The organism is Streptococcus sanguinis (genome assembly GCA_013378335.1).
GTDB classification, from domain to species: Bacteria; Bacillota; Bacilli; order Lactobacillales; family Streptococcaceae; genus Streptococcus; species Streptococcus sanguinis_I.
The window spans coordinates 1,104,638-1,123,046 of the sequence record CP040556.1 but is presented as its reverse complement, the minus strand read 5'-3'; the positions used below and the strand labels follow the sequence as shown (position 1 = coordinate 1,123,046).

The window sequence follows — 18,409 nt, the reverse complement described above, 5'->3', positions numbered from 1 at the left end:
ACCTCCTAAGCTAACCAATCAATAGGTTCCAAGCCCTTAGCCACTAAGAAATCATTGGTACGTGAAAAAGGTTTGCTGCCAAAGAAGCCACGGTAAGCAGACAGCGGACTTGGGTGAGCTGACTCAATAATCAAATGTTGGGAATTACTAATCAAGGCTTTTTTCTTGCGGGCATAGGAACCCCATAGGATAAAGACAACTGGATCAGACTTTTCATTGACCACTTTGATAATAGCATCTGTAAAAGGCTCCCAGATTAGGCCGGCATGCGCATTGGCCTGGCCAGCAGGCACAGTCAGCCCAGCATTGAGCAATAGAACACCTTGCTGAGCCCAGGAAGTCAAATCATGTGACTCTTTCACTCCGATATCTTCTGCCAGTTCTTTAAGAATATTCTGCAAAGAAGGTGGAGCTGGAATGTCATCAGGTACCGAAAAACTCAAGCCTTGTGCCTGTCTCGGTCCGTGGTAGGGGTCCTGCCCCAAAATAACCACCTTAACATCCGCTAAATCTGTCGTCTGAATCGCATTAAACACCTTTTCCCGAGGTGGGTAAATGGTCCCTGAAGCATACACTTCATCTAAAAAATGATTGATTTTTGCAAAATAACCTTCTGGCAGCTGCTCCTTAATCAAAGCATGCCAAGCTGAATGCTGCATATATGTCTCCTCTTATTTCCTACGATAAAATTCTCTTACCTAATCCACCTAAGCGCTCTTTTGAGTTCTGCTGTGCTATTTTCCAGAAAACAAGAACCGTGAGCTAAGATGATTTTTTCCGGTTGCCAAGCCAGCATCCGCTCTAGACATTCTTTGGCTTCTTTTTGATGACCTATAAAGGTCATACGGTAGTCAATAGGCGTCTGACCATCTGGAGCTGCAACTCGAACTAATTTATAAGCCTTGCCACGAAGCGAACTCGGAAAACGCTCTGTTTCAAAATTCTCAATTAAATCCGTCAAAATCAAGGTTTGACTGTCCTTATGAAAAAAGACAACTTCCTCAATATAAGTACTTCCCTTGAAAATCAACTGTTCTATCTGGCCTGCCCAAGCTTCAGGAGCCTCATTCGTCAGCTTTTCATCAAAAGAGACTGGGATTTTCTGCTTGGCTGCTCTCTCCTCAACTCCTGGGCTAGACCAAGCAATTGTCTCAGGATAACTCTTCTTCCAGTCAGCTATATAAGCATAGTGAATCTTATTGGGTGAAACAAGATGCGAAACTGATCCCAAAGCGTCTAACTGGTCAAACAAGGCTTGATTTGGCTGGATTGGTGAATGGCACCAGAGCTGACCATTTGCTAACTTGATGACAGTCATGCGGGTAGAAAAGGGCAACTTTGTCACCACCGCATCCATCTCAATCAAATCACCGTCAACAATCCAAATATTCTCAGCAATGGGCTTCAAGCTATAAAGCGGTTCATAGATAGGAACAGGTCTTTTCATTCTAAAGACTCCTTCTTTCTAGTCCAAAAACGAAACTTCCCTAGGGCTTGTGGGTACTGAGATAAGCCCACAGCGGACAGAATCAGTATCTGTGGTAGAAACTGAATCAAATAACGCGTCTTTCCTCCCTCGAAAATCTGCAAAAAGAGCAGGCCGCCAAAAACAGCTAAGGTTAGAAAATTCAACTCATCGCTGGAGCGATATTTCCAAAGGACAAAGACAAGTCCTGCTGTCATGACAATCCAAACCACCTGCTTGGACAGCGAGAAATAGACAAATTCTGACTTGTCAGTGTTTATGAAGAAGTCGCGGACAAACTGAGTTAAAGGATTATCTTTCGTAGCTTGGTAAAAAGGCGATATATAAGGCGTCTTTTCATTCTCGACACTGCGGTAGATCCAGCCCAAATCTCCTTCAGCTACAGTCAGAGACTGCTTGTAGAAGAGATGAAGAGCGAAAGTCAAAGGATTATATTCACTTAAACGCCGCTTGATTTCCTTGATAACATATTCCTTGGCAAACATGCCGTTGTTGTAATCAGCTTGCTTATCAGGTTCAATATACTGCAAGAGACCTTCTTTCATATCTTCCTGATTGTGGCCATTGAAGGTCAGACCTAAATTGATAAAGAGCAAGGGGCCTTTTGCCAATCCCTCTCCCTCTATAATCGGCACTTCCGTCTGGTGCTTGGACCAGTAATGCAGCGGAGCATAGCTAATCGCAAAACTACAAGCAAAAACGACTAGTGTCAGAAAGAACTTCTTCCAATTCTTTTTGAAAAAGAGGACTCCGAAGACAGCTATTAGCAAAATCATTACCGTTGGTCTAAAGAACAAAGCAAGACTAGTCATCAGCCCAAGCAAAATACTGCGCCAAATCAGCTGTCGGCTGGATTCCTCTCTCTTCAGCAATCCCAGAACTAGGAAAATCTGCAGACTGATGAAAGGCAGAGGCGGGATATCCGTATACATTGAAATGAAATAAGGAGAGAAGCCCAGCAAGAGCACATATAAACTAAAGACAGCATCCGCAGTCTTTTGGGAAAAATACTTTTGGCAGCCCTTATAGAGAATCAAGGCCGTTACGTTAGTATAAAGAATATTCAAGGCCTGCATGACCCATAGACCGGATTCCCCAAATATATTAAAGAAAAAACGCTCATAGAGAAATAGTGAGACATTGTTAGGGTTCCGGGTCAGATAGCTGGAAATGGAGCTTTCTTTCAGAATTTTGAAAGCCCCTGTAAAGACAACTGCTGCATCCCGCCTAATCAAAAGCTCTGCCGAAAAGAGCATAATCAGCTGAAAAATAAAGGCAGCTAGCATAATAAGAAGTTTATGCTTCATCAGCCAATGATAAGCTTTTTCTAGCAAATGTCGATAGCGATAGGCCAGATAAGCTAAAGCAGCAAAGGCAAACAAAGCTAAGATATTCAGCTCTGCAACATGCCAGACAGCAATCAGAAACCAGTGAACAGCCGTAATCAGCATAACTTTCTGTAATATCAAAAAGGATAGGTGATAAATCTTAGACATAGCTCTATTATACCAAACGCCGAGACTTTAAGCCATTTTTAAAGGCAGTCCAAGGACGTTTTACAGAAAAATGACCTGAATAAAGGTCAGATCATTTTATTTCTATTCGGTCTAAGACTGCCAATTTTCTTGGTCATGCTTAAATTTTTCAAGCAAGGCCAAGCCCTCAGGACTGACATAACCTTCTGCTTCAGCCAGAGTGATTAGCTCAGTGTAGTTAGAAAGGGTCACCAATTTCACACCCGCTTCATTGAAGTTCTTTTCTGCCTTTGGCAGCTCATAGGTAAAGATGGCCGCTGCGCCAATCACATCCGCACCTTCACGTTTAGCGGCAGCTATAGCATCCAAGACCGAACCGCCAGTCGAGATTAAGTCTTCGATGACAACCATCTTCTGCCCAGGCGCTACGCGACCTTCGATTTGATTGCCCGCTCCGTGATCTTTTGGTTTGCTGCGGATATAAGCAAATGGCAGGTTCATCTTATCAGCGATAATAGCTCCATGAGGAATTCCTGCTGTCGCAGTTCCGGCAATGACTTCTACATCTGGAAATTCAGCCCGAATCTTTTCGACGAAACCATCTTCAATCAAGGTTCGAGTCTCTGGATAAGCCAAGGTCACACGGTTGTCCGTATATATAGGTGATTTGATGCCTGATGCCCATGTAAAAGGCTCTTCCGGCTTCAAATACACAGCTTTGATTTTCAATAAATCACGCGCAATCTCTTTTGCTAAAGTCATTTTTTGCTCCTTATAAATTTGAAATTTTATGATGCTGTTAATTTTGACAAACGATTTAATTCGTATCTCTTGTTTTACCTAGCTATTCCACTGCTTCTTAATCTCGTGGTAAGCATCCCAAGGATTTTCAGCTTGGATAATTGGACGTCCTACTACAATATAGTCACTGCCGATTTGGTGGGCTTCCTGCGGTGTCATGACCCGTTTTTGGTCACCGATTTCTGATCCAGCTGGCCGAATCCCCGGCGTCACACAGAGAAAGTCATTTGCAGTTGCTGCCTTTATTAGTTCCACTTCTTGAGCTGAACAAACTACGCCATCCAAACCAGCTTCTTTGGCCTTGCGAGCGTAATTGACAACAGACTCCTGAACTGTGGTCTGGATGTTTTGGCAATCCCGCATATCTTCCTCACTGGTTGAGGTCAGCTGGGTCACCGCAACCAACTTAGCCTTATCCCCTAAGACCTTCTTGGCTTCACTCATCATCTCCACACCGCCTGCTGCATGAACTGTCACCATGTCGATACCAAAAGTACCTAAGACAGACATGGCTGAGCGAACCGTATTGGGAATGTCGTGCAGTTTCAGATCCAAGAAAATGCTGTGTCCAAGACCTTTCAGGTAATGAACGATTTCTGGACCAATGGCATAGAAGAATTCCATACCGATTTTGACATAGAGTTTTTCATCTTCCGGAAAATGCTCCAAGAAATCTTTGACATCGTCAAAAGATGGAAAGTCGAGGGCGATAATAGGCCGTTCTTCACGCATGAGGGGAAAATCTCCTTTTAAATTATTATCTTCAAAGAAGTCTGCTAGGCAATCCTATCTAAAAACCAACTGTAACGTTAGTCCTAAAGACATAGAAAAACCTTGCCCGAGAGCAAGGTTACACGAAAATGTGGCAGTATCTGCCATTCAAACGTATGTACCTTAGTAGCCTCTCTGGACTTCTTTAAAGGTTATATTTAGTTCATTCTATAATTTCACAGCAGGATTGTCAAGTAAAAATGTAACTTTAAAGCAAATTCTCTCGAACTTCTTTTCGTAAGCTTTCAAGACTTTCGATGCCGTATTTATCCATAGCCTTAGGCAGGTTCTCAATGATGGTAGGACAAGCATATGGATCCGTGAAATTGGCAGTTCCCACTCCAATGGCTGAAGCGCCTGCTATAAACATCTCCAGAGCAGCCTCCGCCGAATCAACTCCACCCATACCAATAATAGGAAGTTTGCTTGCCTGAGCCACTTGACGGATTAGCTTGAGAGCTACAGGAAAGACAGCCGGACCCGACATACCGCCTGTGCCATTAGCGATAATAGGCTTGCGTGACTTCAAGTCAAATCGCATACCTACTAAGGTGTTAATCATGGTAAAACCAGCAGCACCAGCGTCTTCAACAGCCTTAGCTACCTGAGTGATGTCTGCCACACTCGGAGTCAATTTGACATAGACTGGTACAGCAGAACTTTCTACTGCTGCCTTGGTTGCTTGGTAAGCCAACTCCGGAACTTGACCAATCAAAAGTCCAGCATTTCCATGGTCAACGTTAGGGCAGGAAATATTGAGCTCAATAGCCATGACATTGGGGGCTTGAGAAATTTTCCCAGCCACTGTGGCATACTCGTGATTGGAAAAGCCTGCTACATTGGCGATGATTGGCAGGTTGGGATAATGCTTTTCCAGCCAGGGAAGTTTTTCAGCTAGAACAACATCAAGACCTGGATTTTGAAGGCCAATGGCATTAAGCATCCCAGCTGGCGTTTCTGCAACCCGCGGAGTGGGATTGCCAAAGCGGGGGTCCAAAGTCGTAGCCTTTATCATGATGGAGCCTAGCAACTCTAGGTCATAGTATTTGGCATATTCTTGTCCGAAGCCAAAACAGCCAGATGCTGGAATAATTGGATTTTTCAGGTCCAAGCCTGGCAAGGAAACTCTTAAACGTTGGTCACTCATTCTTTCCCCTCCTAGACAACAATCGTGCCCGTCTCAAAGACCGGGCCGTCTTCACAAACCCGCTTATTGACTGACTCGTCCTGACCTGCAAGATGAACTACGCAGGCATAGCAGGCGCCCATGCCACAAGCCATACGAGACTCCATGGAGAGATAAGCATGCGGATGGTCCTGAAACTTACGATCCACATACTGAAGCATAGCAGGCGCACCACAGGAATAAACAGCTGCATAGTCTTGAGACAACTCATCCACAACGGCTGATACATAGCCCTGGCAGCCATAAGAGCCGTTATCCGTTGTAACAATGACCTCGGCGTATTCTTTCATTTCTTCCTCTAAAATGACAGCAGATTTATCAGCAAATCCCAGAACAGCAGTCACTTGAGCTCCCTTGGCATGCAATTCTTTAGCAACCTCAAGCAGGGGAGGGACGCCAATCCCACCACCGATAATCAAAGCGTGGTCACCTGCCCTTACAGGACTCAAATCAAAGCCATTGCCCTGAGGCCCCATAACATCAAGAAAAGTTCCAACTGAAAGTTGAGAAAAAATAGCCGTCCCGCCACCTTCTATCCGATAAATGATGCGACAAGTCAGATTGTCTCGGTCAATCTGTGCGATTGAGATAGGCCGGCGCAAAAGCTTGCTGTCATCTGGTACCCGAATATGTAAAAACTGCCCTGCCTGCATCTGAGCAACCATTTGTCCCTTTAGAAGCATGGAAAAAATATTAGGCGCAATCTCTACTTGCTCCAGCAGCTCCATTTGCTCCAGCATAATCTTGCCAAATCTCTTTTTACAACTGTCACTAACCATGACAACCTCACTTTCTACAAGAAAAAACCTCGCCGCAGCAAGGTTTCGCAAAAAACAAGGCAGTCTACTTGCCTCTTATAACGTTTTTCCTACCTTGCAGCCTCACTGGACTTGATTAAAGGTTAAATTGTAAACATTATATCGTTAGAGATGAGGAATGTCAAGGCATAAAAAATATTAGAATTTTCACATCTCCGACTTACCACAGCTTTACCAGCTCTTATCAAATTCACTTCTTGCGTCTGCTAGACAAAAGCTGCCATCCTCCTGTCTTCTGAAAATCAAGGCTACTCTATCACTTTTTCGTTCAGTATCTGATTTTCGTATATTAATATACTGTATACTCAACGATAAGGGATCAAAATCCGTATCATTCCCATGAATATTACTGTAAGAGGGTAATCCAAAACGTTCAACAACTTCTTGATAAGTCATACCACCTTTACCTCGCTGCCTATCACCCAATATCAATGTATCGATATCTTCTGGCTTCCAGTTAAAGACAAACTCCTCTTTGGCAGCCACTGGATAGCGACTATCGTCCAAGAACAATGCCGATTTAGTTATCAAATAGTACTCCTTGCCATTGGAATCGGGATCAAAAAAACCTAGTCTTATCTCCTGAGGATGATCAGATAAGCTGTTTTTTTCTATGTTCATCACCCTTGTCTTATAAGTTAGTGTCAATCCATTTTCGGTAAAACTCACATTTGAACCCTTACCGTATTTCGTAATAACCTCTTCCAAAGTCGGATTATTCTTCCACTCCCCAACTTTTGCTATTTTGAGTTCTACAAAATTGTCTAATGTCCATTTAAAAGCAAACTTTTTTTCATCTTCTACCACAAGTTTATTTTTAAGTTCCTTCTGTTTCTTGTCCGTTTCTAACTCAGGTTCATCTTGCTGACTAGTAGAGCTTTCTTTACTAACTGACGAGACTGTCTTATCTTCTTTGTGTTTAGCATTGTCTTTGTTAGGAACCTTTAGTGATAAATAATAGAAGCCAAATAATAAAGTAAATGATATGGTTAAACAAAGAAGAATAAAGGCTAAGTTAGTCCTTTTTTTCTTCTCCTGTATGGCCATCATGCTGAGTTCTTCTCTTTTTATCTTTTGTTGTCTATAAAGTTCCTTTTTTATATCTCTAAATGAATTGGAATCATGTTTTTTCTTGCTATTCTTTCTCAAGTTTGTCTCCTCTTTCTTATTTAGTTTACTGGCTTTGTTTAGAAACTAAACGCCATGTTCCATCTTCTTGGTTGTAGAATTCTAGAATAACAGTCTGTAATTTATTACGTTCTTTCCAACCCTTTGGATTATTATAAGTAATCCTTAACTTAAGTTGATTGTTTTCTCCTGAAATTATTTGATAAAAAGGCAAACCAACATTTGAAACAATCTCATCATAAGCCGTACCTTTGTCAGTACCTTCTCTAGCACCAATAACAAGACTATCTATATATTCTTGCGTCCATAAAAAATCTCGATCAGGGTTTTTATCAACTTTAATTGCATTACTTGAAAGATTAAAGAACTTTGAGGTGAGCTTATAGACACCATCAAATTCAGCAAATATTAAAGATACATTGCCTATATTACCGTTTTTATCTTTCCAGAAAAGACTAATATAGTTTCGGACTTCATGATTTGGTAACAAGTGAATCCACGAACCAGCTTCGACAGGTTTTCCAAATTCTTTTAAAACATCTTCCAAGACGTCTCCGCCTTTATCTTTGTCCATGTGTAGAGAAACTGCCTTGTCAACCGTCCAAAGAAAGGGACCACTTTTTTCTGGAGAAACTGTAAGACTTTCAGCGAATTTTTTTACTTCAGTCTTCTTATCCTCTAATTCTTTTGATGGTGAAATAATCTGACTTGACTGGCTCACCGGTTGCTTAGATTGAGCTTTTTCCGGTATAGAAAGCATTAAAAAAACTGCTCCAACAATAGAAAAGCCAATAATGGCTAATAAAACGAATGGTAAGAATTTAGACTTAGAAGTCTCCTTCTCTAACTCAAAAGCAATATCTTCAAAAGAATCCTCTTTTCTCTTCATAACTACTCCTTTTACAGTCTAAAAATCATCATATCACGAATAACTTGAAATTGCAAAATCTGCTTCATTGTAAAAGACTAGATAAAATTCCTCAATATAGTTCCAATAAGAACAAACTTTAAAAATGTCACTATATCCAATAGAATTTCTTTTACCACCTATCCATTTTAATAAATTCAATTACAAAACTATGCTAGCTTTCATTGATTTATCAGGAAAAAATCCCCAGTTTGTGATAAAATAGTCCTATGAGAATTCAACAGTTACACTATATTATCAAAATTGTCGAGACTGGCAGTATGAACGAAGCTGCCAAACAGCTTTTCATTACCCAGCCTAGTTTGTCCAATGCTGTGCGGGATTTGGAAAATGAAATGGGTATCGAGATTTTCATTCGCAATCCCAAAGGAATTACCTTAACCAAGGACGGCATGGAGTTTCTTTCTTATGCCCGGCAGGTGGTTGAGCAGACTCAGCTTCTAGAGGAGCGATACAAAAACCCTGTCGCCCACCGCGAACTTTTCAGCGTTTCTGCCCAGCACTATGCCTTTGTGGTCAATGCCTTTGTCTCCCTGCTCAAAAAAAGCGATATGGAGAAATACGAGCTCTTTTTACGGGAAACTCGGACTTGGGAAATTATTGACGACGTAAAAAACTTCCGCAGCGAAATCGGCGTCCTCTTTCTCAATAGCTACAACCGCGATGTCCTATCCAAGATGCTGGATGACAATCACCTGATTGCTACTCATCTATTCACAGCTCAACCCCATATCTTTGTCAGCAAGTCCAATCCGCTGGCCAAGAAAAAGCTGGTTCAATTATCTGACTTAGAAAACTTCCCCTACCTCAGCTACGACCAAGGAACTCACAACTCCTTCTACTTTTCTGAGGAAATTCTCTCTCAGGAACACCATAAAAAATCAATCGTCGTCAGCGACCGCGCGACCCTCTTTAACCTCTTGATTGGTTTGGACGGCTACACGATTGCAACCGGTATTCTAAACAGCAACCTCAACGGAGATAATATCGTCTCCATTCCACTGGACATTGATGATCCAATTGAACTGGTCTACATCCAACACGAAAAAGCCAGCCTATCCAAAATGGGAGAACGCTTCATTGATTATCTGATTGAGGAAGTGAAGTTTGATAAATAAAGTAAAACACCTAGAAGCAGGCAGCTTACTGCAGGCTCTAGGTGTTTTTTCTATTTTTCAGACTTGGTTTCACTTCAGGTCTATCAGATGGAGGAAAGAGGTAGGGAAAGCGGAAGTCTATTTAAGACAGCTGATTAAATCTTGATTCTTTATATCATAATAATCAAAATATTTCTGATATAAAGAGACATCTATATCAGAATATGCTGTAGTGACCAGCTCCTTCAAACCTTCCACTAATTCATCCAATTCCTCTTGCTCCACTGAGATTCCAGTCAGTCCATGAGCAACTTTGTTTCTTTGAGAATTTACATCCTGAACTTTAGAAATTGAAGTTTCAAATTCAGAATATTCATGATAATGGTTGAGAATTTTAACCATATCAAAGATATTAATTTTCTTAATTTTTTTAATTACTTTTAAATCCGGATGTCTTCTTTCAATTACAGATTTCAAGATAAATTCCGCAAAGGATTTTACCTTGACTAGCACATCAGTAACTTGACCTCTACGGTTTAGAATATCAATCATCAGATAATAATTTAACACTTTTTGAAACTCCTCTGTGTCATCATATTGCAAATTATCATCAGCAGCAATCTCTTCAAGAACTCTCTGTTTTTGAAAAACACTAATCATGTTTTCTAATATATTTTTTGAATCTTCCCAATCTTGTTCGTTGGAAATGATATCGCGATTTGCCTTTAAGATATCTAACGCCGCTTTGTACTCATACTTCAAAATGAAGTTTTTATAGGTTCGTTGTAGTAAATTGTTTTTTAATTTTTCGCCTGTTTCAATTTCTGGTTTACGCTCATCTTCATTTTCTGCTGTTTGCTTTTTCAATAAATCATCTAAAACAACTTCTTCAAAATAAGGAGCGCCCTGATTAGACCTATTTGTTTTCTTCCCATTTGGAGAATCTACCCGAGCAAGTCTTGTATGATAATCCTTGATAAAATTGATAAAGTACATGGCAGCCTGGCATTGAGCAGTACCACTTGTGATATTTAAAATATAATCTCCGTTCGACATATCTTCTCTATCAAGGATTTTTTCCACGAATTTATACATCGCTTCAAATTCATGAATCCCCTCTGCTACATACTCATTTTGAATCTCAGGGATTTGGACTGCTTTTGTTCTATAAACAGCTTTAGCAGCCCTTGTAAAGTTTTCCTGTTTTACCTTCATCTCATCACTATATATCACAATAATTTTGTCAGGTAATTCATTTTTAATAATTACGAGTGCAGGACCATCTGAAATTTCCTGTTGGTACCCATCATGCTCATATGTATGAATGTCCCCTATAGACAAGGCTCTTCGAAAATTGTCCGTTTTTTCTCGACCCGTTTCATCTTTTTTTGTAGGATGTTTAAATTTTACACCAATCGGATCATACTGACTGATAAATGTAACCAACGTCTTCATCTTGTAGCTACCTCCGTAATCGTAAAACAGGTTTTGCCCATTTCATAGAAATTTTGCGCATTATTTATCAAGCTTTTTTCGCCTTTAGTAGTTTTTATAACTTGCTGGGGTGCCTTCGTCAATTTTAGAGCGCCTCGTCCAGACATTTTCTTATGTCGTTTTTGAACTTCGCCATCCGCTTGCCTAAATATTGTTTTGGTCCAAGCACCACTTCCACCACCTAAATAGAGGGGATAGGATAGATTGTTTTGAATTAAATGATTAGGAAATTTCTTTAGAAAGAAATCTTTATATCCTTCATAGCCTTCATCTTCTGTCACTCCAAAGTAAAATTCTTGTGCATATTCTCCAAGAGAAGCAATGAGGTCACCTGCTCTTCCACCCTTAAAACCTGAAGCAGTAATGATTTCAAATTCCAGCTTGGTTCCAGGTTTCAAAGCTTCACGATAGATACTTAGTGAATGTGCCTCTGTATCCTTATCTGGAGTAAAATCCCACTTTTGAACAAGAATTAAATCATCATTTGTCAGAGGCTGACTGTCTGAGACACGAATCTCATTAAAAATATCATCAAAAGGTTCTAATTCTTTATATCTCTGCTGTCGAGTTGGTCCCCAAGGAATCGCTTTCTTATTTTCAAGAATTTTGTCTTTTTTTTCCTGCTTAAAATCCGTTGAATGCCAATGTGTATTCATCAAAATAGTTCGAATAGCACCTTTAAGAGAGCTGCCAGGGACATAAGGATTACCGTAACAATCTCTCATAAATTGATGAACGCCATTTATTTCTCCTGGATCTGTCGTTTCCTGGTTTCTAGGTACTTTCTCTCCTTTAGGCTTTTCAAGTCCTGTTGCTTTAAGTCTATAGCCCCCAAAATCACGTTTTGTTACACCATGCTCAGCTAGAAAATCACTTATTCGATTGGTTTTATTATCCGAATCAATTAAGAACTTTTGGAATTTTTCATCAATACCTCGTTTGATAAGTTCGTCATAAAGCAGAGTCATATCTGGAAAATAATATTCATCCCCTTCAAGAATATACTCACGAGCAGTATGAAGCTGACCACTCCCGATATGCACTGGTCCCAAGGTCCACAGAGTCAGCTTGAATTTCCTATATTTTGTCTTCATTTGGATTCCTCCAATATATAGAATAAGGGTTTAGCATAATGCCAGACTGAATGAGGAAAATCATCACTTGGCTTGACATCGCAGATTTGCCCACTATAAGTTTTGGAAAAGGTTGAACCTGCCTTAAAAGTGTAAAGATTCTGCTTGCGGAAGTTAGATACCGTCTCTTCACTAAATGCAAAGCCACTTGCCTTTTTCAGTAAGTATCTCCCCTCATTCATTGCAACTTCCAAATCACTATCCACTGGTAAAGAAGTCGTCAAAGTCATTACTTTGCCTGTATGGTTAACAGTTAATTTTTCCAAAAAATCCAGTGGCTGGGCAACAGTTTTATCCAGAGTAAAACCACCGTAACCACTGCTGCGCTTTCCTCCGATACCACTAAACTGAAGACTTTCCAATAAACGATCCAACAAATCAGATTGACTAGCGATGAAATACAGACTGCTTTTGTCAAAGTGAACTGAAGCAACTTGATAAAGATTTCCATCTTGGAAGGGCTGGTTTTTTGTGTTAATTGATTTTGTAGCCAGAGATTCACCAACGATACTATTTCCAGATAGAAAGCAGTCAAAATCCCCAGCTTAATAAAGGCTATTTTTTTTGCTTTTTTTGCCTCTTCACGCTGTTTGATAATATCTTCATTTCGGTTGACTTTATCCAACAATGGATAGCCGATTGGCTTAGGGAGATAAGGGGCTTCCATATAGGGGAAAGCATCAGTCAGTACAAACTCATCCTGTCGAGATAAATTCTCAAACTCATCTAAGACCCCCGCCTTGATAGCTTCAAGCACTAAGGCAGAGTAAAGACGAGCTGCCGTGAAAGTCATGGCCGAATCATCCAAATGACCTTCTCCAAAATGAGCAGACTTAAAATCTAATTTATAGAGTTGATAGGCCATAGCAGACCTCCTTACTTAATTTCTGAATCTGGGATCTCTGTACTTCCTCCACCATCGGACTCATCATTAGTAAATGGTTTCAGGGCTTTTTTAATCCTAAACTCATCAAATTCACCAAAGACAGTCTTAACCTCAAAGTTTTTAAAACACACTTTACCATAGCCACGACTGCCAGAACCGCCTAAGTAATCCCATTCTAACAATTCAAAACCAGCTTTGAGAATTTCCATATCCTTTTCGACCTCAGTGAGTTCTTTCTCCTGAATAGAATAGATAATCTCAAAAGCAAATTCACTTTCACGAATAGCTCGCTCAACTTGTCGAGGAGTTGCTTCAGCTGTAATGCGATTGATTGTATTTTCAAACTTAACTTCTGTGTAAGTAGATACTCTTTTACCTAGCTCTTCTTTGTTGTTTAGAAAGGCATCTCGAAAAACCAAGCGGCCAATTTTATAAGTTTCTGAATTTCCGAAGAGACGGCTAATTTCCAAACTATCTTTACTTAACTTCTCTGTTGTGTTGCTATTATAGTCTGTCCGATAAAGTAAGCTGCGCATTTTTCCTTTTAAAGTGGATCCAGGAATATAGGGAAGATTCGTAAGGGGATCTTTTATAATAGGATTATTGGTAGCACCAATAGCTGCGAAAGCATTACTTGTCCCAATATGAAGTCCGCTTTTCAGCTCAATAATTCCTGAAATTTTTACTTTTGAATAGGTCATTGCTCTCTTCCTCCATTAAATTTAAAATATGCAATCAAAGCTTCCATATACCGACAGAAGCGTTGCAAACTAGGTATATCTTGAATTTCTTTCAACGCTTCTAATAAACCTGCTTTTTTAACAAAATCTTCTACAGCTGGTTCTCTTCCAGATTGGTAAACAAACTGAATCCTCAAATAGGAAATTTTTTCTCTTAATTCCTCAATATCATTTTTTGTCTTACTTTCGTCAAAAAGATTGCTGGTCAAGGCTGCTAAATTACGAATTTGTGTACTGGTTAACTTGAATTTTTTCTTACCGTTATTTAGTTGTTTTTTATCGGAATCTAAAGTATGAATAACTAGGTCAGCTTTATCAACATAATCATCCGTCAAAATAGGCGGGTGAAGCTTGAAATTTTTTTGTCCATTACTTTGACTACTATAACTACCTTTACTACGATTGTTTTGAAATTGATTTCTGCCGTTAGTTTGGTTGTTTCTATTTTTTTCGTACGGTGCCATCATTTTATGCCTTTCTAATTTCATATAGATAGTAGACGAGAGCGAACTCTGCTTCTCTCTGTGTTTTACTGCTGCTCTTGTACCAATTCCAAAAAGCATCTTTAAATTCTCTGAAGTGCTCCTTCCCCTCTTTGCCAGCTTCATCTTCCATTCGCGCCAATAGATAAGCCAAGCGGGCAACATTCATCCTTCTATCATCTTCCGGCCCATATCCCTTATACATCGTTTTATCATTAAGTTGCAAAAGTTCGACCAAGCGATAGAGAAAATTGATACCCCGCTCCTTCTGCCCAGAGAAATATTTCCGAATATCCTTCAATTTCCCTTTGTAAATCTCATCAATAAAGTCATCAAACGTGAAAGTGTACCGTTCATTGAAAAGAGAAATGCTATCTTTGCCATTGGACTTGGCAGCCTCTTCAAGTTGTCCAGCATCCAAAGCCATCAGATGAATCGGAGTTTTGTCTGGATAAAGCCCAACACCTGCAGATAAGGTCAATTTCCCATTTGTAAAAGCAATAAATTTCTGCCTAATATCTACCGCAAAATCTATAACATCCTGCCAGCTGCCAATCGCAAACACATCATCACCACCTGCATAGATGATCGTCAAATTCTTATCCTTTGCAAATTGATTAATATGAAATTTAAAGAACAGACTCATCTGCTGAGAAAATACAGCAGAGCGAGCAAGAGTATTATAACTTCCAGCTGCTTGCTCAGAAAATCCAGCCATAAAAGCTGCACCTAGATTGTCTACATCCAAACGCAAAACAGCCAGCCGCTTAATTCCCCTAGTCACTCCCTCACTTCCTTCGATTTCTTTTTGAGACAGACCAGCATAATCTTCGATATTCGCTGCCTGATGATCTCCGATATAGACATGAATAGCAGCATTGTTCGTAGAAAATTTATTTTTCACATATAAACGACCTGAAGTGGGAATATCATCTTCATCCACAGCCAGCAATACAGCTCCAGGGCCAATCGGCAGTCCTTCTTCTCCCTCTACAATTTGAAAATAATAATAGTCTTCCCTTTCAGGATTTTCAGTGTCGTTAAAAGTATGAATTTTAGCAGCAAATCCTCTAAGCTCACGACAAATAGGACAAAGATTTTGTACATCCTCGCCACCTATCCGCAGCACCTCAATATCCCCAACTGCATGGCAAATTTCACACTCTCGTTCAGACTGTTTACCACCCTTATTAAGCTCTCGCAGGGTAGTTGCATCGTAGCGAGAGATTTTCTTTTCAGAAATCATCCGACTAGTCTCTTGGTAGATCTCGCGATAGTGCTGTAGATAACAAGCAACCGAGCCATAACGGTATTTCATAATCTGCTCTGCAGCAAATGGTGCCCAACCAAAAGCAACATAGAGACCCGTCTGAAAATGCTTCAGGAGGAAACTGTTAAATTCCATTTCAAACTGCTCCAAAACTGCCACTGTTGCTTCTGTATTGGGTAAAACGAAATAGGCATGGCCACCGCCAATATAAAGGGCATTAGCGCGTGATAGTGCCAACTTCTCCAAGAGACTATCCACAATATTCTCACTCATAAATTCCAGATAAAGACTACGAGCCTTGAGTTGCTTAGCAGCCCCTTTGCTGGCGATATTGTAGATAAAGTCCTGGATACCTGACAAATCAAAACTAGCTAGTAAGAAAGCAGATGCTGTATAGAGATTCGATGAATCATCCAGCAGAGAATCTTGACCTTGATTTTCCAGATAATCAAAAATCGCAGTAGCAAAAGCAACTGTTAATCGGCTATGCTCTGCCAAAGAGAGATCTCCCAGCTCCTTGTCTCCAGGAAGTAGAGGTACTTTCGAAAACAAAGTCCTCCAAAGATTGAAAAAGGAAGGCAAGCTTTCTTCCTCTAAGGGAAGTTGTTGCAGTTTTTCATTCAAAACATTCAGTAGTTCTTCATAGCAGTCCTGACTAATATCAACAGCTTCGTGGCCGGCAATATTGAGCTCAATCTCATCTGTTAAGACTTCAAACTTCTGATAACGAGACTCCTCTTTCTTTTTGAAGGCGTTAAAGATATCAGCCAGAGGTTTGAAAAGCTTCTCTTTTGAAACTTTGTTTTCATCCAATGAGCCACTGGCAATATGACTGGCCAAAGTGATTATTTTTTCTGTTCTGCTATCCCCACCAAAATTAAGATGGGGCAGTTGCTCTTTTAACCATGCTTTTCCCAAATCTATATCATCGGGCTGACCGTTCGAGCGACTAACAACTCGGCCAAGATTGTGAAGCAAGGCCGCATGGATTAAATCAAGTTTTTCTTTCTTCAATTCTCATCCCTCCCATTCCTAAGCTGCATTTAGCTCCGACTCCAGAATATTCCCCGAATCTCAGAAGCATCTGGGCATAGGCCTTTAAGGTAGATGCTCCCTGGATCCGAATAGTTACCCTGCCCTCAAAGGCGGGGTATTTTCGTCCATGAATCGGGAAATAATGACTCTTCAGACGATAACTGGTGATTTGGCTATGCTCTGCTAAAAACTCCAGAGTTTCCTCCTCTATCTCTGCTTTGCCTTCTACCAGCCGGCTGTACTTCTGCATGAGGCTCTGAAAGATTAGACGTGTATCTGGAAAAAGGACAAACTGCCCCTGACGTTTAAAGGTCGTCGGAGTATAGAAGTGCAAGCTTATCAAGTGCGAAGCCTCATCTCCCTGAAAAACCTCCAGCAAGGACTGGGACGAAAGGGACTGGATCTCGATATTCTTCACCAGAATCTCCTCAGAATAAGTCTCTAATTTTATCGTTTCAAGACTCAATAACTGGGGCAATATCTGCTGCTCCGCTTCTTCCGAAAGTAAGTTTACCGTCCAAATAGACTCTTCCCGCTCCGAGCGAAGATTCATCGAGTAGGGATTGGTCTCTTGCTGATGGAGGAAGGAGGCAAAGTCATCCGACAGCTTCTCCATGAGAAAGCCCTGCAGTTTACAGACTAAGTCATCATCCTTCAAAGATACCTTTGAAAGATGCAATCGTATTTTCTTCACATTTCCATTCCTTTCTATAATAAGAAAAAGCGCCTAAAAACGGTGAAAGTATTTTTCACCGAATCTAGGGCGCCCTTTTTAGTTATTATCAGTACTGTTTTTACGATTGTTATTATATCAAATCTTGAAAGCGATGTCAAGGTTTTTCTTATTTTAAATATCTAATCCTATTTTAAAAATCGCATCATAATTCCCCCAGTTTGCAGTCCCCTCGCGAGGAGACTGGGGGTTCTTACGGAGCTTATGGCTCAACCATTACAGGCTACTATGCGGAGTTTCCGTCCCTCGCGAGGTGACTGGGGCTTCTTACCGTCCATTGGGTTGCTCGTATCAATTACAGGAAAGCGCTTCCGTACCCTCGCGAGGTGACTGGGGTTCTTAACTGAATAATGTACAACTTATCGGTCGAACTACGGCGTTTCCGTCCCCTCCCGAGGTGAATGGGGTTTTTACAAGGAAAATTATGATTACTAGTAATACTCAAAATTCAGTTCCCGTCCCCTCTCGAGGAGACTGGGGTTTCTTACGAAAGCATACGATGCAGGCATGCCTGCGGAATTCGAGTTTCCGTACCCTCGCGAGCTGAATGGGGTTCTTACAGACTACAAAGCACATCAAAGAAGCTTGTGACCTAAGTTTCCGTACCCTCCCGAGGTGAATGGGGGCTTACGAAATGAAGGACAATCAATGCGACATGATACAGAGTTTCCGCCCCCTCTCGAGGAGACTGGGGGTTCTTACAAAAATCGTTGAGGTTTTACCAGTGTTCTTTCAGTTTCCGTCCCCTCGCGAGGTGACTAGGGGTTCTAACGTCAGTTGTGAAATTAGAAAGAAGGTAACTTATGACAGGTTTCCGTACCCTCGCAAGGTGACTGAGGTGTCTTACTCTGTGCTACACAAGCGACAGTGCCGGTCAACATAATGTTTCCGTACCCTCTCGAGGTGAATGGGGGGGCTTACAATTACTAGCGGAGAATACAACGAT

General features: G+C 40.8%; 16 protein-coding genes and 1 pseudogene. 1 reads left to right on the top strand and 16 read right to left on the bottom strand.

What is annotated here, in order from left to right; all coding sequences use genetic code 11:
• Positions 1-5: 5 nt before the first annotated feature.
• From FFV08_05970 to FFV08_05930, 9 genes are all read right to left on the bottom strand, one after another.
• The gene (locus FFV08_05970; GenBank protein QLB52213.1) at positions 6-659 is read right to left on the bottom strand and encodes a uracil-DNA glycosylase; all 654 of its coding nucleotides are present in this window, start codon (positions 657-659) and stop codon (positions 6-8) included.
• Positions 660-694: 35 nt separating this feature from the next.
• Positions 695-1,447 (bottom strand): DUF4336 domain-containing protein, encoded by a 753-nt coding sequence (locus tag FFV08_05965; GenBank protein ID QLB52212.1) that lies wholly within the window; start codon positions 1,445-1,447, stop codon positions 695-697.
• A complete protein-coding gene (locus FFV08_05960; GenBank protein QLB52211.1) occupies positions 1,444-2,982 on the bottom strand; it encodes a hypothetical protein in 1,539 nt (512 codons plus the stop codon). Before FFV08_05960 ends, FFV08_05965 begins: the two co-directional genes overlap by 4 nt.
• A 111-nt stretch (positions 2,983-3,093) precedes the next feature.
• The gene (locus FFV08_05955) at positions 3,094-3,723 is read right to left on the bottom strand and encodes an orotate phosphoribosyltransferase (protein QLB52210.1); all 630 of its coding nucleotides are present in this window, start codon (positions 3,721-3,723) and stop codon (positions 3,094-3,096) included.
• Between the two features lie 78 nt (positions 3,724-3,801).
• Entirely contained in the window at positions 3,802-4,494 is a 693-nt protein-coding gene (pyrF, locus tag FFV08_05950; protein ID QLB52209.1) for an orotidine-5'-phosphate decarboxylase, read from the bottom strand.
• A gap of 247 nt (positions 4,495-4,741) precedes the next feature.
• Positions 4,742-5,680, bottom strand: a complete 939-nt coding sequence (locus tag FFV08_05945; GenBank protein ID QLB52208.1) for a dihydroorotate dehydrogenase — start codon at positions 5,678-5,680, stop codon at positions 4,742-4,744.
• An 11-nt stretch (positions 5,681-5,691) separates the two neighbouring features.
• Entirely contained in the window at positions 5,692-6,498 is an 807-nt protein-coding gene (locus FFV08_05940) for a dihydroorotate dehydrogenase electron transfer subunit (GenBank protein QLB52207.1), read from the bottom strand.
• Between the two features lie 210 nt (positions 6,499-6,708).
• Positions 6,709-7,686, bottom strand: a complete 978-nt coding sequence (locus tag FFV08_05935; protein ID QLB52206.1) for a hypothetical protein — start codon at positions 7,684-7,686, stop codon at positions 6,709-6,711.
• Positions 7,687-7,711: 25 nt separating this feature from the next.
• Positions 7,712-8,554 (bottom strand): hypothetical protein, encoded by an 843-nt coding sequence (locus tag FFV08_05930; GenBank protein ID QLB52205.1) that lies wholly within the window; start codon positions 8,552-8,554, stop codon positions 7,712-7,714.
• A gap of 248 nt (positions 8,555-8,802) precedes the next feature.
• Between FFV08_05930 and FFV08_05925 the strand changes: the two genes are divergently transcribed.
• Positions 8,803-9,711, top strand: coding sequence for a LysR family transcriptional regulator (locus tag FFV08_05925; protein QLB52204.1), 909 nt, complete (start codon positions 8,803-8,805; stop codon positions 9,709-9,711).
• A 117-nt stretch (positions 9,712-9,828) separates the two neighbouring features.
• On the opposite strand, the gene FFV08_05920 is transcribed toward FFV08_05925, so the two are convergent.
• From FFV08_05920 to cas6, 7 genes and pseudogenes are all read right to left on the bottom strand, one after another.
• Positions 9,829-11,145 carry a hypothetical protein gene (locus FFV08_05920; GenBank protein ID QLB52203.1) on the bottom strand — a complete coding sequence of 439 codons (1,317 nt, stop codon included), beginning with the start codon at positions 11,143-11,145 and terminating at the stop codon, positions 9,829-9,831.
• A complete protein-coding gene (csm5, locus tag FFV08_05915) occupies positions 11,142-12,278 on the bottom strand; it encodes a type III-A CRISPR-associated RAMP protein Csm5 (protein ID QLB52202.1) in 1,137 nt (378 codons plus the stop codon). The genes FFV08_05920 and csm5 overlap by 4 nt, the downstream gene beginning before the upstream one ends.
• Positions 12,275-13,182: pseudogene (csm4, locus tag FFV08_05910) on the bottom strand (type III-A CRISPR-associated RAMP protein Csm4). The gene csm5 and the pseudogene csm4 overlap by 4 nt, the downstream one beginning before the upstream one ends.
• A gap of 11 nt (positions 13,183-13,193) precedes the next feature.
• Positions 13,194-13,904: a type III-A CRISPR-associated RAMP protein Csm3 gene (gene csm3 / locus FFV08_05905; GenBank protein ID QLB52201.1), complete on the bottom strand. Its 711-nt coding sequence runs from the start codon at positions 13,902-13,904 to the stop codon at positions 13,194-13,196.
• Complete coding sequence (csm2, locus tag FFV08_05900) at positions 13,901-14,431, bottom strand: type III-A CRISPR-associated protein Csm2 (GenBank protein QLB53277.1); 531 nt, start codon at positions 14,429-14,431, stop codon at positions 13,901-13,903. The genes csm3 and csm2 overlap by 4 nt, the downstream gene beginning before the upstream one ends.
• Complete coding sequence (gene cas10, locus FFV08_05895) at positions 14,412-16,709, bottom strand: type III-A CRISPR-associated protein Cas10/Csm1 (GenBank protein QLB52200.1); 2,298 nt, start codon at positions 16,707-16,709, stop codon at positions 14,412-14,414. The genes csm2 and cas10 overlap by 20 nt, the downstream gene beginning before the upstream one ends.
• A complete protein-coding gene (gene cas6, locus FFV08_05890; protein QLB52199.1) occupies positions 16,690-17,424 on the bottom strand; it encodes a CRISPR-associated endoribonuclease Cas6 in 735 nt (244 codons plus the stop codon). The genes cas10 and cas6 overlap by 20 nt, the downstream gene beginning before the upstream one ends.
• Positions 17,425-18,409: the final 985 nt, after the last annotated feature.

What these genes read in the sequence shown, in the direction of transcription:
- FFV08_05970 (QLB52213.1), bottom strand. Translation starts at nt 659, where the DNA reads ATGCAGCATTCAGCTTGGCATGCTTTGATTAAGGAGCAGCTGCCAGAA.
- FFV08_05965 (QLB52212.1), bottom strand. Translation starts at nt 1,447, where the DNA reads ATGAAAAGACCTGTTCCTATCTATGAACCGCTTTATAGCTTGAAGCCC.
- FFV08_05960 (QLB52211.1), bottom strand. Translation starts at nt 2,982, where the DNA reads ATGTCTAAGATTTATCACCTATCCTTTTTGATATTACAGAAAGTTATG.
- FFV08_05955 (QLB52210.1), bottom strand. Translation starts at nt 3,723, where the DNA reads ATGACTTTAGCAAAAGAGATTGCGCGTGATTTATTGAAAATCAAAGCT.
- pyrF (QLB52209.1), bottom strand. Translation starts at nt 4,494, where the DNA reads ATGCGTGAAGAACGGCCTATTATCGCCCTCGACTTTCCATCTTTTGAC.
- FFV08_05945 (QLB52208.1), bottom strand. Translation starts at nt 5,680, where the DNA reads ATGAGTGACCAACGTTTAAGAGTTTCCTTGCCAGGCTTGGACCTGAAA.
- FFV08_05940 (QLB52207.1), bottom strand. Translation starts at nt 6,498, where the DNA reads ATGGTTAGTGACAGTTGTAAAAAGAGATTTGGCAAGATTATGCTGGAG.
- FFV08_05930 (QLB52205.1), bottom strand. Translation starts at nt 8,554, where the DNA reads ATGAAGAGAAAAGAGGATTCTTTTGAAGATATTGCTTTTGAGTTAGAG.
- FFV08_05925 (QLB52204.1), top strand. Translation starts at nt 8,803, where the DNA reads ATGAGAATTCAACAGTTACACTATATTATCAAAATTGTCGAGACTGGC.
- FFV08_05920 (QLB52203.1), bottom strand. Translation starts at nt 11,145, where the DNA reads ATGAAGACGTTGGTTACATTTATCAGTCAGTATGATCCGATTGGTGTA.
- csm5 (QLB52202.1), bottom strand. Translation starts at nt 12,278, where the DNA reads ATGAAGACAAAATATAGGAAATTCAAGCTGACTCTGTGGACCTTGGGA.
- csm3 (QLB52201.1), bottom strand. Translation starts at nt 13,904, where the DNA reads ATGACCTATTCAAAAGTAAAAATTTCAGGAATTATTGAGCTGAAAAGC.
- csm2 (QLB53277.1), bottom strand. Translation starts at nt 14,431, where the DNA reads ATGAAATTAGAAAGGCATAAAATGATGGCACCGTACGAAAAAAATAGA.